This window comes from Streptomyces sp. CB01635 (genome assembly GCF_002803065.1).
In the GTDB taxonomy this organism is placed as follows: Bacteria; Actinomycetota; Actinomycetes; order Streptomycetales; family Streptomycetaceae; genus Streptomyces.
In genome coordinates this window covers 190,568-215,628 of record NZ_NNBL01000004.1, presented here as the reverse complement: position 1 = coordinate 215,628, position 25,061 = coordinate 190,568, and the positions used below count along the sequence as shown (strand labels likewise).

The 25,061-nt window shown below is 71.7% G+C and carries 21 protein-coding genes and 1 tRNA gene; 14 read left to right on the top strand and 8 right to left on the bottom strand.

The genetic code is table 11. The annotated features are described in order from the left end of the window. The first annotated feature begins 193 nt into the window (after positions 1-193). The 4 genes from CG723_RS16010 (at position 194) to CG723_RS15995 (ending at position 4,982) form a co-directional block, all read left to right on the top strand. Complete coding sequence (locus tag CG723_RS16010) at positions 194-1,522, top strand: ABC transporter substrate-binding protein (protein WP_100594075.1); 1,329 nt, start codon at positions 194-196, stop codon at positions 1,520-1,522. After that, positions 1,519-2,550 (top strand): carbohydrate ABC transporter permease, encoded by a 1,032-nt coding sequence (locus CG723_RS16005; protein ID WP_100594074.1) that lies wholly within the window; start codon positions 1,519-1,521, stop codon positions 2,548-2,550. Before CG723_RS16010 ends, CG723_RS16005 begins: the two co-directional genes overlap by 4 nt. Further along, on the top strand, positions 2,547-3,449 hold the full coding sequence (locus CG723_RS16000) for a carbohydrate ABC transporter permease (protein ID WP_100594073.1): 903 nt from the start codon (positions 2,547-2,549) through the stop codon (positions 3,447-3,449). Before CG723_RS16005 ends, CG723_RS16000 begins: the two co-directional genes overlap by 4 nt. A 66-nt stretch (positions 3,450-3,515) precedes the next feature. Next, the gene (locus CG723_RS15995; RefSeq protein ID WP_100594072.1) at positions 3,516-4,982 is read left to right on the top strand and encodes a GH1 family beta-glucosidase; all 1,467 of its coding nucleotides are present in this window, start codon (positions 3,516-3,518) and stop codon (positions 4,980-4,982) included. 290 nt (positions 4,983-5,272) lie between these two features. Here the strand turns inward: CG723_RS15995 and CG723_RS15990 are convergent, their stop codons facing one another. From CG723_RS15990 to CG723_RS15980, 3 genes are all read right to left on the bottom strand, one after another. Continuing rightward, complete coding sequence (locus CG723_RS15990) at positions 5,273-6,754, bottom strand: glycoside hydrolase family 18 protein (RefSeq protein ID WP_100594071.1); 1,482 nt, start codon at positions 6,752-6,754, stop codon at positions 5,273-5,275. Between the two features lie 173 nt (positions 6,755-6,927). Further along, positions 6,928-8,328: a sensor histidine kinase gene (locus CG723_RS15985; protein ID WP_100594070.1), complete on the bottom strand. Its 1,401-nt coding sequence runs from the start codon at positions 8,326-8,328 to the stop codon at positions 6,928-6,930. Next, entirely contained in the window at positions 8,325-9,032 is a 708-nt protein-coding gene (locus CG723_RS15980) for a response regulator transcription factor (RefSeq protein ID WP_199841786.1), read from the bottom strand. Before CG723_RS15980 ends, CG723_RS15985 begins: the two co-directional genes overlap by 4 nt. 119 nt (positions 9,033-9,151) lie before the next feature. Here CG723_RS15980 and CG723_RS15975 point away from each other — a divergent pair, with 119 nt between their 5' ends. Beyond that, positions 9,152-9,685 carry a hypothetical protein gene (locus CG723_RS15975; RefSeq protein ID WP_199841801.1) on the top strand — a complete coding sequence of 178 codons (534 nt, stop codon included), beginning with the start codon at positions 9,152-9,154 and terminating at the stop codon, positions 9,683-9,685. A gap of 4 nt (positions 9,686-9,689) precedes the next feature. Here the strand turns inward: CG723_RS15975 and CG723_RS15970 are convergent, their stop codons facing one another. After that, positions 9,690-10,571 carry a spermidine synthase gene (locus CG723_RS15970; protein ID WP_100594069.1) on the bottom strand — a complete coding sequence of 294 codons (882 nt, stop codon included), beginning with the start codon at positions 10,569-10,571 and terminating at the stop codon, positions 9,690-9,692. Positions 10,572-10,649: 78 nt separating this feature from the next. Beyond that, on the bottom strand, positions 10,650-11,087 hold the full coding sequence (locus CG723_RS15965; protein ID WP_100594068.1) for a hypothetical protein: 438 nt from the start codon (positions 11,085-11,087) through the stop codon (positions 10,650-10,652). Between the two features lie 288 nt (positions 11,088-11,375). On the opposite strand from CG723_RS15965, the gene CG723_RS15960 reads away from it, so the two are divergent. Beyond that, entirely contained in the window at positions 11,376-12,773 is a 1,398-nt protein-coding gene (locus CG723_RS15960; RefSeq protein WP_100594067.1) for a transcriptional regulator, read from the top strand. 29 nt (positions 12,774-12,802) lie between these two features. Here CG723_RS15960 and CG723_RS15955 read toward each other — a convergent pair whose 3' ends face one another. Next, the gene (locus CG723_RS15955; RefSeq protein WP_100594066.1) at positions 12,803-13,408 is read right to left on the bottom strand and encodes a histidine phosphatase family protein; all 606 of its coding nucleotides are present in this window, start codon (positions 13,406-13,408) and stop codon (positions 12,803-12,805) included. 224 nt (positions 13,409-13,632) lie between these two features. On the opposite strand from CG723_RS15955, the gene CG723_RS15950 reads away from it, so the two are divergent. From CG723_RS15950 to CG723_RS15920, 7 genes are all read left to right on the top strand, one after another. Further along, positions 13,633-14,610: a phosphatase PAP2 family protein gene (locus CG723_RS15950; protein WP_100594065.1), complete on the top strand. Its 978-nt coding sequence runs from the start codon at positions 13,633-13,635 to the stop codon at positions 14,608-14,610. Next, positions 14,561-15,712 (top strand): hypothetical protein, encoded by a 1,152-nt coding sequence (locus CG723_RS15945; RefSeq protein WP_100594064.1) that lies wholly within the window; start codon positions 14,561-14,563, stop codon positions 15,710-15,712. The genes CG723_RS15950 and CG723_RS15945 overlap by 50 nt, the downstream gene beginning before the upstream one ends. Further along, positions 15,703-17,301, top strand: coding sequence for a hypothetical protein (locus CG723_RS15940; protein ID WP_100594063.1), 1,599 nt, complete (start codon positions 15,703-15,705; stop codon positions 17,299-17,301). Before CG723_RS15945 ends, CG723_RS15940 begins: the two co-directional genes overlap by 10 nt. Further along, the gene (locus CG723_RS15935; RefSeq protein ID WP_100594062.1) at positions 17,298-18,674 is read left to right on the top strand and encodes an AAA domain-containing protein; all 1,377 of its coding nucleotides are present in this window, start codon (positions 17,298-17,300) and stop codon (positions 18,672-18,674) included. The genes CG723_RS15940 and CG723_RS15935 overlap by 4 nt, the downstream gene beginning before the upstream one ends. 88 nt (positions 18,675-18,762) lie before the next feature. Continuing rightward, positions 18,763-19,116, top strand: coding sequence for a hypothetical protein (locus tag CG723_RS15930; RefSeq protein WP_100594061.1), 354 nt, complete (start codon positions 18,763-18,765; stop codon positions 19,114-19,116). Positions 19,117-19,259: 143 nt separating this feature from the next. Continuing rightward, positions 19,260-19,886 (top strand): bifunctional DNA primase/polymerase, encoded by a 627-nt coding sequence (locus CG723_RS15925; protein WP_107489201.1) that lies wholly within the window; start codon positions 19,260-19,262, stop codon positions 19,884-19,886. Then, positions 19,877-19,950 (top strand) — tRNA-Lys (locus CG723_RS15920). Before CG723_RS15925 ends, CG723_RS15920 begins: the two co-directional genes overlap by 10 nt. Positions 19,951-20,317: 367 nt before the next feature. On the opposite strand, the gene CG723_RS15915 is transcribed toward CG723_RS15920, so the two are convergent. Next, on the bottom strand, positions 20,318-21,625 hold the full coding sequence (locus tag CG723_RS15915; RefSeq protein WP_100594060.1) for a M6 family metalloprotease domain-containing protein: 1,308 nt from the start codon (positions 21,623-21,625) through the stop codon (positions 20,318-20,320). A 337-nt stretch (positions 21,626-21,962) separates the two neighbouring features. Between CG723_RS15915 and CG723_RS15910 the strand changes: the two genes are divergently transcribed. Then, positions 21,963-23,870, top strand: coding sequence for a putative bifunctional diguanylate cyclase/phosphodiesterase (locus CG723_RS15910; RefSeq protein ID WP_442802560.1), 1,908 nt, complete (start codon positions 21,963-21,965; stop codon positions 23,868-23,870). Positions 23,871-23,945: 75 nt separating this feature from the next. Here the strand turns inward: CG723_RS15910 and CG723_RS15905 are convergent, their stop codons facing one another. Next, positions 23,946-25,037: an LLM class flavin-dependent oxidoreductase gene (locus tag CG723_RS15905; RefSeq protein WP_100594058.1), complete on the bottom strand. Its 1,092-nt coding sequence runs from the start codon at positions 25,035-25,037 to the stop codon at positions 23,946-23,948. Positions 25,038-25,061 lie beyond the last annotated feature (24 nt).

The window sequence follows — 25,061 nt, the reverse complement described above, 5'->3', positions numbered from 1 at the left end:
ACTGCCGGGTGTCTTGACACCCCCGGGCCGAGCGACGACTCTTCAACACATCACCGGTGGGAGCGCTCCCACTCTACTGGACGCCTACAGAAGCCGCACGTTCCCCGCCCGAGCCGCACGTGAACAAACGGGCGTAACAAGGCAGTTGGCCGGGGTTGGCACTTCAGAGCAAGTGAGTACTTTGGAGGACGCAATGCGCACGACTGCCCGCACGTCCCGACGCGCGATGACCTTCGCGGTCGTCGCCGCCCTGGCCACAGGGCTGCTCGCCGGATGCGCGACCGATGACGACTCAGGATCCGACGGCGGTTCGAGCGGGGGTGGCGGCAACAAGGGCGGCACCACGATCACGATCGGCACGTTCGGCGTCTTCGGCTACAAGCAGGCCGGGCTCTACGACGAGTACATGAAGCTGCACCCGGGCGTGACGATCAAGGAGAACGTCACCACCCGCACCGACGTCTACTGGCCGAAGACGCTTACCCGGCTGCAGGCCGGATCCGGCACGGACGACATCCAGGCGATCGAGGTCGGCAACATCACCGAGGCCGTCCAGACGCAGGCCGACAAGTTCGTCGACCTCGGCAAGGAGGTCGACAAGTCGCAGTGGCTGGACTGGAAGAACGCCCAGGCCACCACCAAGGACGGCAAGCTCATCGGGCTCGGCACGGACGTCGGCCCGATGGCGATCTGCTACCGCAAGGACCTGTTCGAGAAGGCCGGCCTGGAGACCGACCGCACCAAGCTCGCCGCGCAGTGGAAGGGCGACTGGAGCAAGTACGTCGACCTCGGCAAGCAGTACATGAAGAAGGCGCCGGGCAAGACCAAGTACGTGGACTCCGCGTCCTCCGTGTACAACGCGGCGCTCGGCGGCGAGAAGCAGCGGTACTACGACAAGGACGGCAGCGTCATCTGGGACAAGTCCACGGGGGTGAAGAAGTCCTGGAACGCCGCCATGGAGGTGGCGACCAGCAACATGTCGGCCAAGCTGAAGCAGTTCGACAAACCGTGGCAACAGGGCTTCGCAAACGGCACCTTCGCCACGGTGGCCTGCCCCGCGTGGATGCTCGGCTACATCCAGGAGAAGTCCGGTGACGCCGGCAAGGGCAAGTGGGACGTGGCGGCCGCACCGACCGCGGCCAACTGGGGCGGCTCGTTCATCGGTGTGCCGACGGCGAGCAAGCACCAGAAGGAGGCCATCGCGCTGGCGAAGTGGCTGACCGCGCCCGCGCAGCAGGCGAAGGTCTTCGCCAAGCAGGCCAGCTTCCCGTCGATGCCTTCGGCGTACGCCGACCTGAAGCCGCAGGCCGCGACGACCGCGTACTTCTCCGACGCGCCCCTGACACAGATCTTCTCCGACTCGGCGAAGACCATCCCGGTCCAGGTCTTCGGCATCAAGGACCAGCCGATCGGCACCGCGATCACCGACACCGGCATCCTCCAGGTCGAGCAGAAGGGCAAGTCGCCCGCGCAGGGCTGGGACGCGGCCACCAAGGAAGTCAAGGACGTGCTCGACCAGTGACCAGCTCCGACGAGGCTCTCGCGCAGTCCGCGACGAGCGCCGACACCGCGCCCGGCTCCCAGGAGCCGGGCGCGGCCCGGGGCGCTCAGGGCCGCGGTACGGCGCCGACGGGCGCCGGCGCCTGGCGCAGCCGGCTGTACCGCTGGGACATGAAGGCGTCCCCGTACGCGTTCATCTCCCCCTTCTTCATCATCTTCGGCGCCTTCTCAATGGTGCCGCTGCTCTACACCGCCTGGTACTCGCTGCACCATGTGCAGCTGTCGAACCTGGACGGCCAGACCTGGGCGGGCCTGGACAACTACACGAACCTCTTCCAGTCGGACTTCTTCTGGAACGCGCTGAAGAACACGTTCACCATCGGCGTGATCTCGACCGTGCCGCAGCTGATCGCGGCGATCTGGCTCGCACACATGCTCAACTACCGGCTGCGCGGCTCCACCGTGTGGCGCGTCGTCATGCTCACCCCGTACGCCACCTCGGTGGCGGCGGCGACGCTCGTCTTCGTGCTGCTCTTCTCGCCCGACACCGGCATGATCAACTGGGCGCTCGACCTGGTCGGCATCGACCCGGTCAACTGGCGTGAATCCGACTGGGGTTCGCAAGCAGCGGTCTCCTCGATCGTGATCTGGCGGTGGACCGGATACAACGCGCTGATCTATCTGGCGGCGATGCAGGCCATCCCGGCCGACCTGTACGAGTCGGCGGCCCTGGACGGCGCGAACCGCTGGCAGCAGTTCCGGCACGTGACCATTCCGATGCTGCGTCCGACGATCCTGTTCACGGTGGTCGTCTCCACGATCGGTGCGACACAACTCTTCGGCGAGCCCCTGCTGTTCGGCGGTGTCAGCGGCACCAAGGGCGGGTCCGAGCACCAGTACCAGACGCTCGGCCTGTACATGTACGACCAGGGCTGGATCGTCGGCAACCTCGGCAAGGCGTCCGCGATCGCCTGGTCGATGTTCCTGATCCTGCTCATCGTGGCCGCGGTCAACCTGCTGATCACCCGACGGCTGAGGAAATCCCAATGACCACCATCACCGACGCGACACCGCCTCAGGTCGCGCAGGACGCCGAACCGCCGCGTCGGCGGCGGATCCTGGGCGCGGGCAAGCAGCTGCACGCGGGGCCGGTCACGTACCTCGTGCTGATCCTGTTCGCCGTGATCTCCCTCGCCCCGCTGCTGTGGACGACGATCGCGGCCTCACGCACCAACACCCGCCTCGCGCAGACACCACCCCCCTTCTGGTTCGGCGGAAACCTGTTCAAGAACCTGGAGACCGCCTGGAACCAGGCCGGCATGGGCACCGCGATGTGGAACACCATCCTCGTGGCGGCGACCATCACCGTCGGCACGGTGCTGTTCTCCACGCTCGCCGGTTTCGCCTTCGCCAAACTACGTTTCCGATTCTCGACCACGCTGTTGCTGATCACCATCGGCACGATGATGATCCCGCCCCAACTCGCGGTGGTCCCGCTGTACTTGTGGATGACGGACCTGGGCTGGGCGAACCATCTGCAGACGGTCATCCTGCCGACCCTGGTCAGCGCCTTCGGTACGTTCTTCATGCGCCAGTACCTGGTCCAGGCGCTGCCCACCGAACTCATCGAGGCCGCCCGGGTCGACGGGGCGAGCAGTCTGCGGGTCGTCTGGCACGTGGTCTTCCCGGCGGCGCGCCCGGCGATGGCGGTGCTCGGGCTGCTGACGTTCGTGATGGCGTGGAACGACTTCCTGTGGCCGATCATCGCGCTCAACGGAGAGAACCCGACGGTCCAGGTGGCCCTCAACCAACTGGGCACCGGCTACATCCCCGACGACTCGGTGATCATGGCCGGTGCCCTGCTCGGCACGCTGCCGCTGCTGATCGCGTTCCTGCTGTTCGGCAAGCAGATCGTGGGCGGCATCATGCAGGGCGCGGTAAAGGGCTGACGTTTTTGGGGGCCGCCGCAAGCGGCGGCCCCACCCCACAAACTTCCTACCGATGGGAGCGCTTCCATGCCTGAGCCCATTACCCAGACACCCACAACAGATCCCACCCCCGCGTCCCCCGCCACCCCCACGTTCCCGCCGAACTTCCTCTGGGGGGCGGCGACATCGGCGTACCAGATCGAGGGGGCGGTGAGGGAGGACGGCAGGACGCCGTCGATCTGGGACACGTTCAGCCACACGCCGGGCAAAACGGCCGGCGGTGAGACGGGCGACATAGCGGTGGACCACTACCACCGCTACCGGGACGACGTGGCGCTCATGAAGGACCTGGACCTGGGCACGTACCGCTTCTCGGTCTCGTGGCCGAGGGTGCAGCCCACGGGCCGCGGCCCCGCGGTACAGCGGGGCCTGGACTTCTACCGACGCCTGACGGACGAACTCCTGGCCAAGGGCATCAAGCCGGCCCTGACCCTCTACCACTGGGATCTGCCGCAGGAACTGGAGGACGCGGGCGGCTGGCCGGCACGCGACACGGCGTACCGCTTCGCGGAGTACGCGGGCATGGTCGGCGAGGCGCTGGGCGACCGGGTGGACTTCTGGATCACGCTCAACGAGCCGTGGTGCAGCGCGTTCCTGGGCTACGGCTCGGGTGTGCACGCGCCAGGCAGGACGGACCCGGCGGCAACGCTCCGAGCGGCCCACCACCTCAACCTGGCCCACGGCCTGGCAACACAGGCACTGCGCCAGACGCTGCCATCCCGAGCGGAAGTAGCAGTAAGCCTCAACTCCTCGACGGTCAGGCCCCTTTCACCCGAGAGCCCGGCCGACAACGACGCCCGACGCCGCATCGACAACCTGGCCAACGGCGTGTTCCACGGCCCGATGCTGCACGGGGAGTACCCGGCGGACCTGATCACGGACACCGCGAGGATCACGGACTGGTCGTTCGTGCACACGACGGACCTGGCGGCGATCCACCAGCCCCTGGACGCCCTGGGCCTCAACTACTACACGCCGTCCCTGGTCTCCGCGGCCCCGTCAGCACCGGCCACCCGGGCCGACGGCCACGGGGCGAGCGACCACTCGCCCTGGCCGGGAGCGGATGACATCGCGTTCCACCAGTCCCCGGGCGAGCGCACGGAGATGGGCTGGACGATCGACCCGACGGGCCTGCACGACCTGATCATGCGCTACACCAGGGAGGCGCCGGGCCTGCCGCTGTACATCACGGAGAACGGCGCGGCGTACGACGACAAGCCGGACCCGGAAGGCCGGATCCACGACCCGGAGCGCATCGCGTACCTCCACGGCCACCTGTCCGCCGTACACCGCGCGATCAAGGACGGCGCGGACGTCCGTGGCTACTACCTCTGGTCGCTGATGGACAACTTCGAGTGGGCGTACGGCTACGAGAAGCGCTTCGGGGCGGTCCACGTGGACTACGCGACCCAGAAACGTACGCCGAAGTCGAGCGCGCACTGGTACGCGCAAGCGTCACGCACCAACACGCTCCCGCCCCCACCGCAGAAGTAGCACCGGCGGTCAGCCGCGTACGAGAGGGGAGGGCACGTGGGGCATGTGCGCGCAGCCACCAGCACCACATCCGGGCAACCAACTCGCTGACGAGCACTCATAGAACAGCGAGCACGTACATGCCCCCGCGGCCCCGCACCCGACAACAAACCCGGCGAAACGGCGGCGCACCCAGAACGCGAGCCGCACCAATGCGACGGCACCCCTCAGAACGGACCGGAACACAAAGGCGCGCCCCGGCCGAGTGGGGGATGGGGATCCGGCCGGGGCGCGCAGCTTCCCGCGGGGGGCTACTTGAAGGAGGCGAAGGCCTTCTGGAAGGCGTTGGCCGACTGCTCGATCGAGGAGCAGGTCGGCTGGGCCGAGTTGGACGCCCCGCCCTCGCACGCCTTGTCGCGGGTGGCGGACCACATCGACAGACCGCCCAGTCCCTTCTCCTTGGCGAAGGTGACCAGCTGCGTGGCGTCGTCGACCTTGAAGATCTCGGACGAGACGTCGTTGACACCGATCATCGGGGTGACCGCGACGGCCTTCCAGGCAGCGGCATCGGACAGCCCGAGCGCGCTCTTGATCTGCGCCTGCGTGGCGGTAGCGGCCTGCTCGGCGTACGTGCCCATGTCGCCGCTGTACGAGGCGCCGTAGTCCATCGCCATGATGTTGACGAGGTCGGTCGAGACGCCGTTGGACTTGGCGTTCTTCAGGAAGTTCACGCCGTCGGACGTGAGGCCCTCGGGCATCACGGGGAGCGTGAAGGAGACGTTCAGCTCCGGGTTGTTCTTCTGCAGCGTGGCGATGGCCTGGGCGCGCTTGGTGTTGGCGGCGGTGTCCGGCAGGGCGCCGCCCTCGACGTCGAAGTCGACCTTGGTGAGCTTGAACTGGTCGATGACCTTCTGGTAGGCCGCCGCGAGGTCGGAGGCCGAGGAGCAGGCCTGCGCCAGCTCGGTGCCGGATGCGCCGCCGAAGGAGACCCGGACGTCGCCGCCGGAGGCCCTCAAGTCCCCTATCTGCGCGGCGACTTCGTCACTGCCGAGGTCGGTGACGCCGCCCCACTTCGGGGTGCAGGATCCACCGGAGGTGATGAAGGCGAGGTTGAACTCCTTGACGCCGGTGGCCTTGGAGGAGGCGACCAGGTCGAACTTCGGGTAGAGCGAGGTGTCGACGTACGGGGCGAAGCCGCCCGCGGCCGTGGTGCCAGAACCCGTACCGGAGGACGAGGACGGCGAGGGGCCGGCCGTCGACGTGGCGGTCGCGGTGGGCTTGGCGGTCGCTGAAGCGGAGGCGCTGGCGCTCGGGGTGGGCGTCGCGGACTCCGTGGGGCGACCGCTGGGCTCCGGAGTGGCCCCGTCATCCACGGAGCACTTGGCCCCGTTGATGAGGCACCCGGCCGGATCGGAGTCGCCGGTGACGACGAACCCGACGGTCACGGACTTCCCAGCGGCGATGCCTTCCTTGTCCCAGGAGGCGGGCTTCACGGTGACGTGCGAGCCGGAGACGGACGACTCGGCGTTCCAGAGGGAGCCGAGCTTGGTGCCGGACGGCAGGTCGAACTCCAGCTTCCAGTCCGACTGGGCCTTGTCCGAGTCGTTCTTGACGACGTACTGGGCGGTGTACCCGCCGGACCACTCACTGGTCTTGGTGTACGCGGCGCCGACGCCCGCGGCCTGCGCCGTACCGGAGAACAGGAAGGCGCCGCCGCCCACGACGGCCGCGGCGACGAGCCCGCCTATCGCCTTGTTCCTGCCGCTGACCCTGCGCCGGTGCGTGCTGCTCATCGCGTGCCTGCCTTAGCTGTACGGGGGTGGGGGTGCGGCAGCACGCTAGCGATCCGGAACCTGGCAAATGGGGCACCAGTACCGGCGGTTGAGGTTCTTATGGAGGGCTTAAGGAAGCCATCGGAACGGATTAAAGGTAGAGACCAACCCCGAAACGATGAGGTCCCACCCGACTACACAGCGGCACCGGACCCGGCGCCGGCCCCCCGCTTCCGGCCACGCCGCACCCCACCCCGGTGCCCCCGCCGCACAGCCCCACGGGACCCGGGCCCCCGCCCGTCCAGCTGCACCCAGATCCGCACCTCGGTCCCCCCGAGCACGGAGGACCCGATGCGCACATCACCGCCGGTCGACTCGGCGAGCCGACGGACGATGTCGAGCCCGAGCCCGGTGGACCCGTCACTGCCGGAACCCCGCCCCCGGGCCATCGCGGCGTCCGGGTCCAGGATCCCGGGCCCCGCATCCGAGACGAGCACGATCACGGCGTCCTCGCCGCTGTGCACGTCGACGGCGAAGGCGGTGCCTTCGGGCGTATGCCGAAAGACATTCCCGAGCAGCGCGTCGAGTGCGGCAGCCAGCTCCCCCCGGGCCACGGGGATACGTACAGGCCGGTCAACGCCGGCGACGCGCACCTTGCGCCCCTCGTCCTCGGCGAGCGCGGACCAGAAGTCCATGCGCTCACGGATGACCTCGGCGGCATCGCACCCGGCCCCCGGCCCCGCGGCGGCGGTCTGCGGCTTGGCGTCGCGGGCGGTACGGATGATGGTGTCGACCTCGCGCTCCAGCTGCTCGACGGCGGCACGGGTCTGCTCGGCGGCGGCGCCCTCCCCCAGCGAGACGGCGTTGAGCCGCAGAACGGTGAGGGGCGTACGCAGCCGATGGGAGAGATCGGCCGCCAGCTCCCGCTCATTGGCGAGCAGTTGAACGACCTGATCGGCCATGGAGTTGAACGCGACGGCCGCCAGCCGAAGTTCCGTGGGCCCGTCCTCCGGAACACGCGCCCCGAGCTTCCCCTCGCCCAGATCGTGCGCGGCGGAGACGAGCCGCTGGGCGGGCTGCACCATGCGTACGCCGAGCCGGTCGGCGACGGCTACGGACCCTATGACGAGGGCGACGCCGACGCCGGCCAGGACGAGCCACGCGGTGGCGACGCCGTTGGTGACCTCGGACTCCGGCACGAACACCTCGACGACGGCGATGCCGGAGCTGACGGCGATGGGCTGGAGCCACACGGACCCGCCGGGCACATCGGCGACGGTGGCCTGCCGGAGGCCGACGTGCCTGTCACCGGCGCGCGACGTGCCGACCTGGATCGCCGGGGCGCCGCCGGAGGCCGGGATGTACACGGCCATGCGGCCGTCGGCGCCGGCCTCGGTGGAGGCGACGGCGCGGGTCAGCTCGTCGCGGTCGGCGGTGATGGAGAGGGTGGGCCCGATCGCGGCGGCGGTCCGCTCGGCGTTGGAGAAGGCGCGGTCCCTGGCCATCTCCTTGATGACGAGGCCGAGTGGAACCGCGAAGGCGACGACAACCATGGCGGTGACGGCGAGGCACACCTTGACCAGGGCCCACCTCATGCCGGCCCGCCCTCCGGCCGCGGCGGCTCCAGCTTCACGCCGACGCCCCGCAGGGTGTGCAGATAGCGCGGCCGTGCGGCCGTTTCGCCCAGTTTCCTGCGCAGCCACGACAGATGCACGTCGATGGTCTGATCGTCCCCGTACGACTGCTGCCACACCTCGGCGAGGAGTTCCTTGCGGGGTACGACGACGCCGGGCCGGCCCGCGAGGAAGGTGAGCAGGTCGAACTCGCGCCGGGTGAGATCGAGCCGCGCCCCGTCCAGCTCGGCCTGGCGCCGCAGCGGGTCTATCGCGAGGCCGCCGACCTGGAGGAGGCGCGAGGGCGGCTCGGCGGCGGCGCTGGAGCGCGCGCGGCGCAGCACGGCGGCCATGCGGGCGGACAGGTGCTCGGGCGAGAACGGCTTGGTGAGGTAGTCGTCGGCGCCGTCGTTGAGGAGCCGGACGATCTCGGTCTCGTCGTCGCGGGCCGTGGCGATGATCACGGGTACGTCGGTGATGCCGCGCAGCATCTTCAATGCCTCGGATCCATCCAGATCGGGCAGACCGAGGTCGAGAATCACGACGTCGAAACGGAAATGGGCGACCTCGCGCAGCGCCTCCAGGGCCGTGCCGACGCTCCGTACGGTGTGGGAGGCCTCGGCCAGGTGCCGGATGAGGGCCGAGCGCACGAACTGGTCGTCCTCGACCACGAGCACACTTGCCATGGGCGGCACCGTACGCCATACGGGGGACCCCGGTCCTCCTTCCGCCCAGGTCCGGGGCAACCCCGGTCCCCCCGGGACACGGGTGTGGCGGGTGCGGCAGTATGGCCGCGATGCACCCCATGCGCAGAGGACTTGTTCACACGGCTGCCTGGCTGCTGGCCACCGGCGCGGCCGTCACGCTGTCGTGGTGGGGCGTGCACACGGTGATGGCGGGCACGGCGTACGACCCGCCGCGTGCGGTGCCGATCGCCGCGGGAGCGGTGGAGGCCCGGTCGTCGTCGACGCACCGCCCGGAGCCGTCACCGTCAGGGTCGCCGTCCCGCTCCGCATCGCAGAAGCCGTCGCACTCCCCCGGCTCGGCCACCCCGTCCCCGAGCCGCCCGGAGAAACCGAGCACCTCCGCGAAGCCGCCCGCGTCTGCGTCGGCGTCCGGCACGGTGAAGGGCTACGCGACAGCGGGCGGCCGTGCCGTGTTCGACCTGGGCAAGGATTCGGCGACGCTGGTCTCGGCGACACCCGCGGCCGGCTGGTCGGTGCAGGTGTGGAAGGACTCGACGTGGATCAGGGTGGAGTTCACCTCGGGCACGGACAAGGTCTCGGTGTTCTGCACGTGGCACGACCACGCGCCGAGTGTGGAAGTCGCCAAGTACTGAACGTCTACCGGAAGACGGAAGGCGGAGGAGCGGGCGAAGCGACGGCGTCCGAGTCGCTGACGGCACCGGCTCCCCCGGTGAAGTCCGAGAGGGACTTGCCGTGTTCGACACGGGCGGGGTGCGGATCACCGGCCGCGCGCCGGGTCAGTTCGGCAACGGGCAGCACCCGGCCGGAGGCGACAAGCACGGCGTTGCCGAAGCGCTTGCCTCGCAGGACGGCGGGGTCGGCGACGAGGGCGAGCTCGGGGAAGACGGCCGCGGCGGTGGCGATCTGGCCGCGCAGATGCGCGAGGGGCGGCCCGTCGGCGAGGTTGGCGACGTAGCACCCGTCGGGCTTGACCACGCGGCGTACCTCGGTGAGGAACTCGGCGCTGGTGAGGTGTGCGGGCGTACGCGCTCCGCTGAACACGTCGGCTATCAGGAGGTCGGCCCAGCCGTCGGGGAGTTTCGCGAGACCCTCGCGGGCGTCACCGGCGCGGACGCGTATCCGGGAGCCGGGGTCCAACGGCAGTTCGCGGCGCACCAGTTGGATGAGCGCCTCGTCGCGTTCGACCACTTGCTGGGTGGAGCGGGGGCGGGTCGCGGCGATGTAACGGGCGAGGGTGAAGGCGCCGCCTCCCAGGTGCACGGCGTGCACGGGGCGGCCCTTGTCCACGGCGAGGTCGATGACATGGCCGATCCTGCGCTGGTACTCGAATTCGAGGTGCCCGGGATCGCCGAGGTCGACATGCGACTGCGGGGCACCGTCCACGAGCAGCGTCCAGGCGCGCGGCCGGTCCCGGTCGGGTATCAGCTCGGCGAGCCCGCCGTCGACGGCCTCGACGACGGCCTCCCGGCCGCCACGGGCCGCTCCGGCCTGCTTGTTCTTTGCCCTTGCCCTTGCCATCCGTCCATTATCGACGGGCGGCGACCAGTCGGCCCAGCGGCCGCTGGGCCAGGGCCCACAGGCGCCCGGCAGGCGGCCTCAGCAGCAGTTGTCCGCGGCTTCGATCATGCGGGCCGCCTCGTCGAGTGCCGCCCTCAGGACCGTCGGGTCGGTGACGAGCTCGGCCTCGCCGGGCGGGAGCAGCCAGCCGCCGCCCTCCACGGGGGCGGGCGGCACGGGGCCCGCACCGGGGCCGCGCTTCTGCGAGGACGACGCGGGGGTGTGGGTGCAGGCGCTGCCGGGGACGTCCCAGCCGTCGGCGGTGCCGGGCGGCACGAGGAAGCCAAGGGTGTCGCAGTCCCCGTCGTGCAGGACCGGGCCGACGGCCTCGGTGGCGCCGCGGCGCAGGATGTCGACCGCTTCGAGGCCCTGCCGGGCCGGGACGGTCACCACGTCGCAGGACGCACTGTCACGGGGTGGCGCGCTGTGGTCCTGGGTCGGCCGGTGCCGCGCCGTCGAAAGTGATGCCTCCAACACGTCAGCCCCTCCTCGCTCTCGCGTACGGGTTGCACGACCGGAACGCGACCGCTCCGGCCCCGCAAGGTTCAACGCCCGTAAGCGTCAACAGCTACGGCGGTACGCCGCCGCAAAGGATGGCACTTCATGGCGGATGCGGGGTGAGATATCCGGTTTGTAGCTAAACACTGTGTGTCGGGGTCGTTACAGCAGGTACCTTCGTGCCCCGTCGGAACAGGGGTTGCACCAGGGCCCACAGAGACCCAACTCCCCGGTGATCCGGCACGGTTCGCACGAGAGGGCCCGGTCATGACGCCGTCACCGGTGGCATCGTCAACGCAGTCCCCGCGGCCGAATCTCGCCTTCAGGCGGCTGCGTGGGCAGCGCTCTCCCGGCGAGTTCGCAGCCGCGGTGCGACGGGCCGCCCGGGAGATCGGCGAGCGGGTCAGCTGCGACGCGCGCTACATCGGGCGGGTGGAGGCCGGCGAGATCCGCTGCCCCAACTACGCGTACGAGCGGGTGTTCCTGCACATGTTCCCCGGGCGCTCGCTCACGGACATGGGTTTCGCGCCCCGCTCGGCCGTACGCGGCCGGGCGGCGCGCCCCGCAGACCCCGTACCCCTCGCGCACACCGAGTTCGAGTACCCGCACCACGACGAGGAGAGCGACGTGCGGCGTCGCGCATTCATGACCGGAGGGACGGCCACCGTGGCCATCGCCTCCCTGGCGCCCTTCGGCATCGCGGCCGACGGCACGGCAGCCCACGCGGCGAAGTCGACCGCGGCGGGCCACGGCGGGCGCGCGGCGCCCGCGGCCGGTGTCGGCGCGGTCGAGGAGGCCATCCGCCGGATCCGGCTGCTCGACGACCGGCACGGCGCCGACGGGCTCTACAAGAGGGCCGCGGCCCCGCTGCGTACGGCGTTCGCGCTGCTCGACGCGGGGACGGCGGCGCCCGGCACGGCCGAGCGGCTCCAGGCCGGGGCGGGTGAACTGGCCATCTCCGTCGGCTGGCTGGCGCACGACTCGGGCCGCTTCGACGACGCGCGCTCGCACTACGCGGAGGCACTGGCCACCGCGCGCGTGGCGGGCGACCCGGCCCTCGAGGCGCACGCGTTCTGCAACACGGCGTTCCTGGCGCGGGACGCCGGGCGGCCGCGGGAGGCGGTGCGGGCGGCGCAGGCGGCCACGCGCGTCGCGGCCCAGCTGGCCTCGCCGAGACTGCTCTCGCTGCTCGCGCTGCGCGAGGCCGGCGGCTGGGCGGGGCTCGGGGACCGTACGGGGTGCGAGCGGGCGCTGGCCCGGGCGCAGGCCCTCTTCGCGCGCGGGCGGTCGGACGACGACCCGGAGTGGATGACGTTCTACGGCGAGGCCGAGCTGGAGGGCCTGGAGGCGCAGTGCTACTCGGCGTTGGGCGACTGGACGCGCGCCGCCCGGCACGCGCGCCGCGCAGCTGCCCTCCAGGACCCGCACTTCACCCGGAACATCGCCCTGTACACGGCGGAGCTGGCCGACGACCTCGCGCGCGCCGGACAGCCCGACGAGGCCGCGTCCGCGGGGATGCGGGTCCTGCACCTGCTGACCGAGGTCCAGTCGTCGCGCATCCAGTCGATGCTGGCGACCACCGCGCGCGTGCTCCTTCCGCACCGCAGGGCGTCGGGCGTCTCGGCGTTCCTGGAGCAGCACGCATCGGCTCCGCGCACGGCGTGAGCCCTACCGGCGCCGCTGTCGGCGAGGCCCTAGCCCTCGTGGCCCGCGAGGTGGCCGATGTCGTTCCACGACTCGATCGCCGGATCCCCGTAGGCCCAGCCGAGGACCGACAGTGACGTCGGGTTGAGGCGGATGCGGGCCGCGAAGTCGAGCGGGAGGCCCAGCCAGCGCGCGCCGATGGAGCGCAGCATGTGGCCGTGCGCGAACACCAGGGCGTCGCGGTTCTCGGATCTGGCCCAGGCGACGACCTCGTCGGCACGCGCGGTCATCTGCTCCAGTGTCTCGCCCTCGGGGACTCCGTCGCGCCAGATGAACCAGCCGGGGCGCCGCTCCTGGATCTCGGCGGGGGTCAGCCCCTCGTACGCGCCGTAGTCCCACTCCATGAGCGTGTCCCACTCGGTGGCCCGGTCGCCGAAGCCGGCGAGGTCGCAGGTCTCGCGCGCGCGGGAGAGCGGGCTGGTGCGCACCTCGGCCCCGGGGAGTCCGTCGAGGGGCGACCGGTGCAGACGTTCGCCGAGGAGCTTCGCGCCGCGCCGTCCCTCTTCGAGGAGGGGGATGTCGGTCCTGCCGGTGTGCCGTCCGGACAGTGACCATTCCGTCTGTCCATGCCGGGCCAACAGGATGCGCGGTGCCATGGGTGACCTTTCCGAGGACGGGTGAAAAGGGCTGCCATGTACCGATAAGTCAGGCCAGGCGCGCCCGCTCGTTCCATCATCGCTCACCCGGGATTCAGGCAACCTCCCGGGTGATCGTTGCGTCTTCGTGGGTCGGAGGCGCCCCTTCCAGGCGGACACATACACCGTAAAGTGAGCCACATGGCCACGGGCCGCCGTACACGGAGTTAAGGGGGAGCGGCGGGATGTCGCAGACCGAGGCACCGCCCACTGCGGCGACAGAGGGCGACCGGCTGCGCTGGTGGACCGAACTGCCGGTGCTCTTGCTGGTGTACGCCGCCTATTCGGCGGGCCGGCTCATGGTGCGCGGGGAGGTGTCGACCGCCGTGGACCACGGCCTCGCGATACTCCGGGCCGAGAAGGCACTCCATCTCAACCTCGAACACCCGCTGAACCGTCTCTTCACCTCCGAGGCCTGGATCGGTGTCCCCGCCGACTTCTGGTACGCCTCACTGCACTACCTCGTCACGCCGGGCATCCTGATCTGGCTCTTCCGCAGCCGCGCCGTCCACTTCCGCGCCGCCCGGACCTGGTTGATGACCTCCACCCTGATCGGCCTGATCGGCTTCGCCCTCGTACCGACCTGCCCGCCGCGCCTGCTTTCCCCCGGCCACGGGTTCGTCGACACCATGGCCCAGTACAGCTCGTGGGGCTGGTGGGGCGGCCAGGCGAGCGCCCCGCGCGGGCTCGGCAGCATGACCAACCAGTACGCGGCGATGCCCAGCCTGCACGTCGGCTGGGCGGTGTGGTGCGGGGTCATGCTGTGGCGCCACGGCCGTACGCCGCTGGTCAGGGCGGCCGGTATCGCCTATCCGCTGATCACCGCCTTCGTGGTGATGGGCACCGCGAACCACTACTTCTTCGACGCGCTCGCCGGGGCGGCCGTGATGGGCCTCGGATTCCTGGTGAGCCGGCGCGTGACGCGGGCCGCGGACCTCGTACGGGCCCGGGTGCGCCGGGCGCCGACGGCCGGTTCCGTACGGCCCCGCCGCACCTCTCCCGCCCCGGCCTCCACGGCGGCGTCCTCGATTGTCAGTGGGGAGTGCCAGACTTCGGCGGGTGAGCGAATTCCCCGACAGCGCAAGGTCAGTACAGGACCGGGCGGCGGCCCGGGTGCCCGCTCCTCCGACGCGGGGGACGGCGCTGCGGCAGCAGCTCGCTGAGCTGCGTGGCGCCGACATAGCGCCACGGGCACTCGACGCGCGGGCGCTGGCGGCGCTCGCCGCGAACCCGGGGTGCAGGCGGCGCGCGCTGCTCGACGGGGCGGGCGTCGACAAGGCGCTGCTCGCGGACGCGCTCGGGGCGCCGTCCGGATTCGGCCAGTCGCAGTTCGCGTTCACGCGGGGGAACGCGTTCGAGGCGAAGGTCAAGGCCGACGGGGGCGCGGAGCTGCTCCGACTCGTGCACGAGCGCATGGGCGGCGGGCCCGAGCCGGTGCCGGGCGAGGCGCGTACGCCGGATCTGACGGCGGTCGGACCCGAGGGCCGCACGGCCCGTACGGCGCTCGCGCTGCGCGAGGCGACGGCGGAGGCGGCCGGTTCCGGCGCCTGGACGTTCCTCGAGCACCCCATGCTTGCGCTCGACGTCGCGGGCACCCCGGCCTTCCTCGAACCGGACGCGGTGGTCGTGCACCCCGACGGGACGTGGACGGTCGTCGAGATCAAGTCCTTCCCGATGATCGACGGCAGCGCGGACGCGGCGAAGGTCGGCGCCGCGGCCCGCCAGGCCGCGGTGTACGTGCTGGCCCTCGAGCGGGTCGCCGGGCACCTGGACCCGGCGCCCGAGGTCAGGCACCGGATCCTGCTCGTCTGCCCCAAGGACTTCAGCAACCTTCCGGCGGCGTCCGCCGTCGACGTACGCAAGCAGCTGTCGGTGACGCGGCGGCAGCTGGAGCGGCTCACCCGCATCGAGGACATCGCGGACGCGCTCCCCGAGGGCACCTGCTTCGACGTCACGCGACCCGCGGAGGAACTCACGGAAGCGGTCGAGTCGGTGCCCGCGACGTACGCGCCGGAGTGCCTGGCCGCGTGCGAGCTGGCGTTCCACTGCCGCGACCGGGCCCGCGAGGAGGGCGCGGTCACCTCGCTCGGCCGCGGCCTCCGCGCCGAACTGGGCGGTCTGACCACGGTCGACGAGGTCCTCTCCGCCGCCCATGGCCACTCCGGCGATCCGCTGGACCCGGCGGTCGCCGCGCTGCGCCGGGCGGCGTGGCTGCGGGCCGAGGCGCTCGGCGCGCGCGGAGAGGCGGCGCCGGCATGCCGCTGATCAACGATCTGGCCCGTCTGGAGGCCGTGCAGAGCGGGCGCGCCCAGCCGGTCGCGACCGTGCGGCACCGCCATCTGTCGCAGCGCCCCCTCGTCCTCGTCCCGCTGATCACGGCCGGTGAGGCGGGTGCTCCGCTCGGCGCGCTCGTCGGCACGGAGCGCACCTCGCCCCGGCTGCTCGTGGTGCCCCAGCCCCGCGACCGTGACCTGCGCTTCGCGTTCCTCGCCGAGCTGGCGGGGATCGTCCTGCCGTACGTCGACGGGTTCGCGGCCGACGTCGAGGCCGCCGAGCGCGCGGAGACGGACCCGACGACCGGGAAGCGGGCCAAGGTGGAGGTCGAGCTGTGCGCGGACGCGCCCCAGCTGATCCTGCCGAGCCGGTCCGGCATCGAGTTCGTGCGGCTGCTCGGGCGCTCGATGCGGTTCCGCCGCACCGCCGAGCAGGAGCCCGAGGCGCCCTATCCCGCCCCGCCGCACGTCCCGCTGCTGGGCCGCTGGCTGACGCACTTCGGGGAGCGGGCCAGAGTTCCCGGTTCCGCGCTCCTGCTCGCCATGACGGACCTGCTGTCCCGGCACTGGGCGACGGGCCAGTCCACTCTGGAGGACCAGCACCTGGGCGCGCTGCTCGCCTGGATCGAGGCCCCGGAGGGCACGTCGGGCGCCGAGGCCGCGCTCCGCGCCGAGCTGGCCCGGGACAAGGACGGCCAGCTCGTCTGCCCGCCCGCGGGCCCGGCCACCGACCCCGCGTTCGACAACAAGCTGCTGGCTCCCGCGATCGAGCATTACGACAAGGCCCGCACCCTGCTGGCCGCCGCCGAGGACGGCATCGAGGCGGACGCGAGGCTCGCCGCGCTGACGGCGGCCGAGCGCGACATCCACGCGCTCGTCGAGAGCCGCACCCGGCCCACGTGGGACGCGGTGTGGCGCGGCCTGGACACGCTGTGCACGCTCCCCGAGGGGCCGCGCGCCGCGGAGCGCTGGACGCGCGACCGCTGGTCGTTCACCGGCCACCGGGACCGCGTCGCCGCGGGCGAGCCGCCGCAGCCGCGCCGCGACGACGCGGTGACGGCGGCCAACAAGCTGGCGACGCGCGAGCGCGAGCAGGCCAGGCTGGACGCGCAGGAGGCGCTCGACGACCCGCTGGTCATGGCGGGCCGCCGGCTCACCGGGGAGGCGTTCGCGGGCGAGGTGACGGAGTCGGTCCCGGCGTACAACGAGAAGAACCGGCCGCGCCCACTGATCACCGTCCGCACCGACGACGTGCCGCATCTCGGCGAGCGCACGAAGGTGTACCGCTCGCTCGACGGCAAGCCTCAGGCGGCGGAGTTCGTGTCGTACGACGCCGAGGGCGGGGTCGTCCTGCGCGTCCTGGACAAGATGGGCCGCGGCAAGGAGCCGGAGCCGGGATCCGTCCCGGAGAAGGGTGACCAGGTGTGCTTCACGCTCTTCGAGCACGAGCAGCGGGGCGGTCCGAAGCTGCCGGACCCGGAGGAGACGCCGTGGACGCACGGCGGCCCGCCGCGTACGGACCGTTCGGGTGTGCCGGTGCCTGAGGCGCCGGACGCCGTGACCACGGAGGATCTGTTGTGACGGCCGCACCGCATGCGCCCGGCCGCTCCGGCACGAACGGCGACACCCCGTTCGACCCGGGGGCGGAGGCCGGCCGCGCCACCGACGGCATCCTCCGCGACACCCTGCACGGCACGGCCCGCGGCATCGTCGTGGACTCCCCGCCCGGCGCCGGGAAGTCGACACTCGTGGTCCGGGCCGCGCTCGAACTGGCCGAGGCGGGCCGCCCGTTGATGGTCATCGCGCAGACGAACGCGCAGGTCGACGACCTCGTCCTGCGCCTCGCCGAGAAGAACCCCGAGCTGCCCGTCGGGCGCTTGCACAGCAGCGACCCCGACCCGTACGACAAGGCGCTCGACGACCTGGCGAACGTGCGCAAGTCGACCAAGGCCGGTGATCTCGCGCCGTTGCCGGTCGTCATCTCGACGGCCGCGAAGTGGGCGCACGTCAAGGACATCACCCCCTGGCAGCACGCCATCGTCGACGAGGCGTACCAGATGCGCTCGGACGCGCTGCTCGCCGTGGCGGGCCTGTTCGAGCGGGCGCTCTTCGTGGGCGACCCGGGCCAGCTCGACCCGTTCGCGATCGTCGGGGCCGAGCAGTGGGCGGGCCTGTCGTACGACCCGTCGGCGTCCGCCGTGACGACGCTCCTGGCGCACAACCCCGAGCTGCCGCAGCACCGGCTCCCGGTCTCCTGGCGCCTCCCGGCGTCCGCCGCGCCGCTGGTCTCCGGCGCGTTCTACCCGTACACGCCGTTCCGCAGCGGCACGGACCACGGCGACCGCAGCCTGGGGTTCGAGGTCGCCTCCGACGGCTCGGGCCCGGACCGGGTGATCGACGAGGCAGCGGAGTCGGGCTGGGGCCTGCTCGAACTCCCGGCGAGGCACACGCCCCGCACCGACCCCGAGGCCGTACGGGCCCTGGCCCAGGTGGTACGACGCCTGCTGGACCGCGGCGGGGCCACGGTCTCGGAACGCGGCCCCGACCCGTCCCCCCTCACGACGGACCGCATCGCGGTCGGCACGGCGCATCGCGACCAGGCCGCGGCGGTGCGCTCGGCACTCGCGGACCTCGGCGTCACGGACGTCACCGTGGACACGGCGAACCGGCTGCAGGGCCGTGAGTTCGACGTCACGGTCGTCCTGCACCCGCTCTCGGGCCGCCCCGACGCGACGGCGTTCCACCTGGAAACGGGCCGCCTCTGCGTCCTGGCCTCCCGCCACCGCCACGCGTGCATCGTGGTCTGCCGCGCGGGCGTCCCGGCCCTGCTGGACGACCACCCGTCGACGGAACCGGTCCAGCTGGGAGTCACGGTGAAATTCCCGGATGGCTGGGAGGCGAATCACGCGGTACTGGCCCGCCTCGCGGAACACCGGGTGGGGTGGATGCCTTGAGGTGGGAGGGCGCTCTTGCGGGCCTGCGGAGAATAGAAGGTGGCCCCGGCGGCGACGTGGGGCTGGACACCGTACGAGGAGGAACATCATGGCCGAGCCCGAGCGGGCCCGTACCGAGAGGCGGATGCGTCCGGCCCCGCTGCTCTTCGAGCCGGCCGAGGCCGCCGCGGACCCGGAGCACTTCTTCGGCCTGGAGGCGATCGAGGACCCGCGCGAGCTGCTCGCCCGCGCGACGGAGCTGGCGCTTGCGTTCCGCGCCGCGACCGACCGGTCCGTGGAGTTCCAGGCCCTGGCGGCGGCCCAGCTCGCCGACCCGCGCCGCTTCGACCGGCTGACGCCCGCGGCGATCGCCGAGCGGGCGCAGTGGACCGAGGACTACGCGAAGAAGATGGTCGAGTTCGGCCGCGACCTGATGCGCGGGCCGGCCGAGAACCGGCCGTAGCGGAAGGCGGTGGCAATGCAACCGCACCCGTAAAGATCCTTTGGCATATGCCGTGGGGCAAGATACTCCACCCCGCCCCCTCCTGTCCCTATTTCCGGCAACCCTGGGAAGTCGCGCGCTCACGCCCGGTAGATGTAAGTGTCATGAGCGCCACACACTCCCAGAACAGCGCCGGCCGGCTGACCCGGTCCGACCGATTCGACATCGCGGGCGCCACCCGGGAGGGCGCCGCGTGGCTCGCCTCGGCGGGAACGTATCCGCGCAGCACCCTCGCGTTATGGGAGTCCCGGCCGGACGCCCCTGTGGTGCTGCCCTGCGGTACCGCCTTCGACGTGGTGAACGTGCCGTCGATGTTCGGGCGCCGGATGCTGGACGCGCTCTGGGAGGACGGCCCCGGCTCCGGCCCGGTCGCCGCGCACCGCGGGCGCATGCTCCTGTTCGCGGCCCCCGGCACCGCTCACCGGCTGCCCTCGCTCCTGGAGTGGGAGGAGTGGGGCCCGGCGGTGCCGCCGCTGCTGTGCCACGGAAGCGGCGACGCGGTGACCGTCCCGCCGCCGGCCGGGGGCGCCGACCACGCCGGGGGACCACGCGCCGACTCGCGCTGGGTGGTCGCCCCCGACACCCTCCACCCATGGCTGCCGGGACCCGAGGTACTGCTCTGGGCCTGCGTCCGCGCGGCCCGCGCGAGCACCAAACCTTCAGTGCGGATATCGATTTTTCCTGGCCCGGATCAGGATGCTAAGGTCTACGACGTCAGCAGGCGCCGCTAGCTCAGTTGGTTAGAGCAGCTGACTCTTAATCAGCGGGTCCGGGGTTCGAGTCCCTGGCGGCGCACAGACACGGTGAATGCCCTCCACGCGAGTGGGGGGCATTCGCTATTTGCGGGCTGACCCCGACTCGGCAAAGGCGGCTGGGGGTCCGGGGGTCGCCCCCCGGGAAGACACAGCATCAGCGGGTCCGGGGTTCGAGTCCCTGGCGGCGCACAGACACAGCGAATGCCCTCCACGCGAGTGGGGGGCATTCGCTATTTGCGGGCCGACCCCGACCCAGCAAAGGCGGCTGGGGGTCCGGGGGTCATCCCCCGGGAAGACACAGCATCAGCGGGTCCGGGGTTCGAGTCCCCCACGGCGCACAGACACAGCGAATGCCCTCGCGAGAGCGAGGGGCTTCTTGCGTATGCCGACGCCTTCCCGGAAGGCGTTCAGCCCTTGCCCACACCCACCTTCACCGTCCAAGCCCCCGACCGCGTACGCCCCTCGACCTTGATCCGTACGTTTTCGCCCGGCACCCTGTAGCTCTCGCCCACCCGTACCGGTGCGTCCGCGAGCGCCGGGTACACCGAGTCGCCGAAGCACGCATCCGTGTCGGGGTGTGCGTCGAGCACCTCGACCGGGCCGTGGCCGGAGGCGGTCTCGCTGCGCACCCGGTAGACGAGGATGCCCTCGGAGCACGTCGCCGCGTCGTTGCCGTCGGCGTCGCGGGCCTCCAGGGCGATCGCGCTGTCCTCCCCGGTGCGCACGACGGCCAGCTTCGTCCCGTAGCCCGAGCCGAACGGCGCCCCGTTGGTTCCGGGCGCCGCGCCCGGCCGCGCGGGCGCGGACGCCAGGGGTTCGAGGGTGACCCGTCGACTGCTGGTCACGCACACCACCTGCCGCCGGTCCAGCCACCCCAGCTTCCACTTGTGCCAGCCGAGAAAGTCGGGCGCGAGCCCGAACTGACTGCCCATGACGTCCCAGTCACCGACATACGTGTCCCAGTCACCCTTGCCGTCGGTCGGCCGATGGTAGAGGTCCGGCAGGTCGAAGACGTGGCCCGTCTCGTGGGCGAGGACGTTGCGGTCGGGCGGATGCTGCTCGAAGACGGTGACGATGCGCTTGATGTCCGTACCGTCGGCCCGCATCGGCTTGTCGAAGTTGACGACCTTCGTGGCGTCCGAGTCGACGCCAGGCGCGTCGGGGTCGGCGACGAAGTAGACGACGTCGAACTTCCTGAAGTCGGTGTGCCGGTCGGCCGTGTGAAGGGCGTCGCGCAGATAGGCACCGCGGTGCGCGGCGTCCCAGTCGCGCTCTATGGCGTACGAGGTCGAGCTGTGCGGCATGCGGAGCCAGCGGCGCTGCGGGTGCGGGACCAGGTGGAACTTCCCGTAGGAGGCCCGGTCGTAGAAGTCGCTGGTGGCGGGGAAGTAGTCGGCCGTGAGTTCCTTGGGGGTCGTCGTCGGCCGGGCGTCGGGGAAGGACAGGAAGACCATCACCGCGTTGAGGGTCCTGACCGGGCGCGGATAGGCGCGGTTCCAGGTGTCGAGGCCCTCCGAGTGGTGGGCCGCCGTGCGCTCCAGCGAGCAGGGACCCGCGTACGGGGCGGAAATCGCGGGACCCGCGACCAGGGACGTGGCGGCCATGGCGGTGAGCGCGGTGAGAGCCGCACCGACGGAGCGCAGGCGCGGTCTCTCCACTCCCCCGGGTGGCAGCGGACGCGGCAAGTCGACCTCCGGATCGGGAAAGCGGGACACCCAACCCAGAGTGTGGGGATTTGTAGTACTACGCCCTGTTTATCTGGCCCGGTCGGGTGAGGGGGCGACACCCCGGGCGGTCACAGAACGTCACGCGCGATCGCGGGAGGCCAGAAGCTGTGCCGGGCACGAGCAGAAACGATCTGCCGGCTACCCCGGGATGCCGCCGAACCGGCGGATCGGGCGGGCAAGGCTGGCTCGCGCCTCGGGGCTGCCTCTATGATCGGCACACTTTCCTGCGCGGGCCCGGCTGCGAAGGCCGTTCGCCACCCAGGCTGTGATGACCCGGGAGCAACCCTCCCGGACCCCCGGAACGACTGCACTGCAGGAGCGAGCGGTGAGCGGAATGTCCGAAGGGCCGACGACCGCGGCCGACGCGGCGCCCGACTCCACCCGCCGCGCCGTCACGGAGAGTTCCGCAGCGGTGGCGGCGCCCTCGCACGCCTCCACCCCCGACTCCGTACTCGCGGGCCAGGACGCCCGGGCCCACGAGGCGCTCGGCACCGCACCCCCTCCCCCGCCGGCGTCCCCGCCCGCCCCCTACCTCTCGGCCTTCCTCGCCGCACCCCTCGCCCTGGCCGTCGTGGACCGCCAGGGCCAGGTGATCACCGCCAACGCCGCGCTCGCCGCGATGCTCGGCGTGGAGGACCCCGGCGGGCTCACCGGGCACACGGCGGCGGAGCTCGTGGACCTGGCGTCCGACTCCCGCACCTGGCACACGTACCGCGAGGTGCTGCGCGGGCGGCAGGCGCGGCTGACGTGCACCCGCAGGATCAAGCACCCCGACGGACACTCCGTGTGGGTCCAGGTCACCGTCTCGCCGGTGCCGGGCGGCCGTACGGTGCTGCTCTCCCTCACCGACATCAGCGCCCGCCGTGAACTCCAGGCGCGGCTGCGGCACTTGCAGATGCACGACCCGGTGACCCGGCTGCCGAACCGCACGCTGTTCTTCGAGCGGCTCTCCGCCGCGCTGGAGGCGGGCGCGTACGACGGGGCGGGCAGTGGACGGATCGGGCTGTGTTACCTCGACCTCGACGGGTTCAAGGCGGTCAACGACTCGCTCGGGCACGGCGTCGGGGACCGGCTGCTCGCCGCCGTGGCCGAGCGCCTCACGCGCTGCGCCGACCGGATCGGCTACGGCCGTGGGGCGGCGGCCCCGCTGGTCGCGCGGCTCGGCGGCGACGAGTTCGCGCTGCTCGTCGAGGACTCGGCCGGCACGGAAGAGCTCTCGGCGCTCGCCGAATCGGTGCTCCGGGCGGTCCAGGAACCGTTCGACCTGTCGGGGCAGCGGCTCGCCGTGTCGGCCTCGATCGGGGTCGTGGAGCGGCACATGAAGGGCACTACGGCGACGGGCCTGATGCAGGCCGCGGACACCACGCTGTACTGGGCGAAGGCCGACGGCAAGGCGCGCTGGACGCTCTTCGACCCGGAGCGCAACGCGCACCGGATGACCCGACAGGCCCTGTCGTCGAGCCTGCGCCCCGCGGTGGAGCGCGGCGAGTTCGTCCTCGAGTACCAGCCGCTGGTGAATCTGGGCGACGGGGTGCTGCGCGGCGTCGAGGCGCTCGTGCGCTGGGATCACCCCCAGTTCGGGATGCTCACGCCGAATCGGTTCATCGGACTGGCCGAGGAGGACGGCTCGATCGTGCCGCTGGGCCGGTGGGTCCTGCGTACGGCGTGCCGGCAGGCGCGCAGCTGGCAGCTGGAGCACCCCCGGACTCCGCCGGTCTATGTGAGCGTGAACGTGGCGGTGCGTCAGGTGTGGGACTCGGACCTGGTGGCGGATGTCGCCGAGGTCCTCGCGGAGACCGGACTCGCCCCGGAACTCCTGCAGTTGGAGCTGACCGAGTCCGCGGTGATGGGCTCGGCGGGCCGCCCCCTCCAGACCCTGCAGTCGCTCAGCGACATGGGCGTGCACATCGCCATCGACGACTTCGGCACCGGCTACTCGAACCTCGCGTACCTGAGCAGGCTCCCGGTGTCGGTCCTGAAGCTGGACGGCTCGTTCGTGCGCGGATTCCAGTACGACGAAGGGGGCGAGCACGCGACCCCCGCGGACGCCGTGATCGTCGAGGCCATGGTGCAGCTCGCGCACCGGCTCGGCCTCACGGTCACCGCCGAGTGCGTGGAGACGGCGGCGCAGGCGGCGCGCCTGCGCCAGATCGGATGTGACACGGGCCAGGGCTGGCTGTACTCGCGCCCGGTGGCGCCGGATCGTATCTCCGCGCTGCTGACGGCTTCCTGACGCCTTCCCGACGGGTCGGGAAAGAACGCGGGGTGCCGCCTCCCCCCGTGCGAGGCGGCACCCCGGTCGGCCGGGTCAGGCCTGCGGCAGCCCGTACGCGTCGGCGACGAGTTCGTACGAACGCAGGCGGATCTCGGCGGTGTGGGCGTTGGCGGTGAGCATCAGCTCGTCGGCTCCGGTGCGCTTCTGCAGGTCGTCGAGGCCGGCGCGGACCTCGTCGGCGGTGCCGTGGATGACGTTCGAGTTCCAGCTGTCGACGAACTCCCGCTCCATCGGGCTGAATTCGTAACGCTCGGCCTCCTCGGGGGTCGGTACGAGGCCGGGGCGGCCGGTGCGCAGGCGGACCATGTTGAGGGCGGCCGCGAGAACCTGGCGGCGGGCCTCCTTCTCCTCGTCCGCGGCCAGCGCGGAGACGCCGATGAGGGCGTACGGGGAGGACAGGACCGCCGACGGCTTGAAGGACTCGCGGTAGAGGTCGAGGGCCGGGACCGTGTTCTGCGCGGAGAAGTGGTGCGCGAACGCGAAGGGCAGGCCGAGGACGCCGGCGAGGCGGGCGCTGAAGCCGGAGGAGCCGAGCAGCCAGATGGGCGGGCGGTGCGGGGACTGCACGCCGCCGGGGGACGTCGCCTGGACCGGGCCCGGGACCGCGTGGATGCGGGCGTAGGGATGGCCGTCCGGGAAGTCGTCGTCGAGGAAGCGGGTCAGCTCGGCGAGCTGCTGGGGGAAGTCGTCGGCGCCCTCGTTGAGCCGGTCCGTGCGGCGCAGGGCGGCGGCCGTCGCGCCGTCGGTGCCGGGGGCGCGGCCGAGGCCGAGGTCGATACGGCCCGGGGCCATCGCCTCCAGGGTGCCGAACTGCTCGGCGATGACCAGGGGCGCGTGGTTGGGCAGCATGACGCCGCCCGAACCGAGGCGGATGCGCTCGGTGTGGGCGGCGAGATGGGCCAGGATCACGGCCGGGGACGAGGACGCCACTCCGGGCATGGAGTGGTGTTCTGCGACCCAGTAGCGGTTGAAGCCGCGGTTCTCGGCCAGCTTGGCGATCTTCACGCTGGTGCGGAGGGCGTCGGTGGCGGTGCGTCCGGCGCCGACGGTCACCAGATCGAGGACCGAAAGGGGCACGGGGGCGGCGCCCTGGGCGGTTGCCCGGATCTCGTCGTTTCCGGCCACTGAGTCCTCCTGTAAGTACGGTGC

Bases quoted from the DNA above. Each gene is read 5' to 3' on its own strand.
- CG723_RS15980 (WP_199841786.1), bottom strand. From the start codon at position 9,032: ATGGCAAGTGTGCTCGTGGTCGAGGACGACCAGTTCGTGCGCTCGGCC.
- CG723_RS15925 (WP_107489201.1), top strand. From the start codon at position 19,260: ATGAGCGCCACACACTCCCAGAACAGCGCCGGCCGGCTGACCCGGTCC.
- CG723_RS16010 (WP_100594075.1), top strand. From the start codon at position 194: ATGCGCACGACTGCCCGCACGTCCCGACGCGCGATGACCTTCGCGGTC.
- CG723_RS15940 (WP_100594063.1), top strand. From the start codon at position 15,703: ATGCCGCTGATCAACGATCTGGCCCGTCTGGAGGCCGTGCAGAGCGGG.
- CG723_RS15990 (WP_100594071.1), bottom strand. From the start codon at position 6,754: ATGAGCAGCACGCACCGGCGCAGGGTCAGCGGCAGGAACAAGGCGATA.
- CG723_RS15985 (WP_100594070.1), bottom strand. From the start codon at position 8,328: ATGAGGTGGGCCCTGGTCAAGGTGTGCCTCGCCGTCACCGCCATGGTT.
- CG723_RS15995 (WP_100594072.1), top strand. From the start codon at position 3,516: ATGCCTGAGCCCATTACCCAGACACCCACAACAGATCCCACCCCCGCG.
- CG723_RS15950 (WP_100594065.1), top strand. From the start codon at position 13,633: ATGTCGCAGACCGAGGCACCGCCCACTGCGGCGACAGAGGGCGACCGG.
- CG723_RS15960 (WP_100594067.1), top strand. From the start codon at position 11,376: ATGACGCCGTCACCGGTGGCATCGTCAACGCAGTCCCCGCGGCCGAAT.
- CG723_RS15975 (WP_199841801.1), top strand. From the start codon at position 9,152: ATGCGCAGAGGACTTGTTCACACGGCTGCCTGGCTGCTGGCCACCGGC.
- CG723_RS16000 (WP_100594073.1), top strand. From the start codon at position 2,547: ATGACCACCATCACCGACGCGACACCGCCTCAGGTCGCGCAGGACGCC.
- CG723_RS15955 (WP_100594066.1), bottom strand. From the start codon at position 13,408: ATGGCACCGCGCATCCTGTTGGCCCGGCATGGACAGACGGAATGGTCA.
- CG723_RS15930 (WP_100594061.1), top strand. From the start codon at position 18,763: ATGGCCGAGCCCGAGCGGGCCCGTACCGAGAGGCGGATGCGTCCGGCC.
- CG723_RS15970 (WP_100594069.1), bottom strand. From the start codon at position 10,571: ATGGCAAGGGCAAGGGCAAAGAACAAGCAGGCCGGAGCGGCCCGTGGC.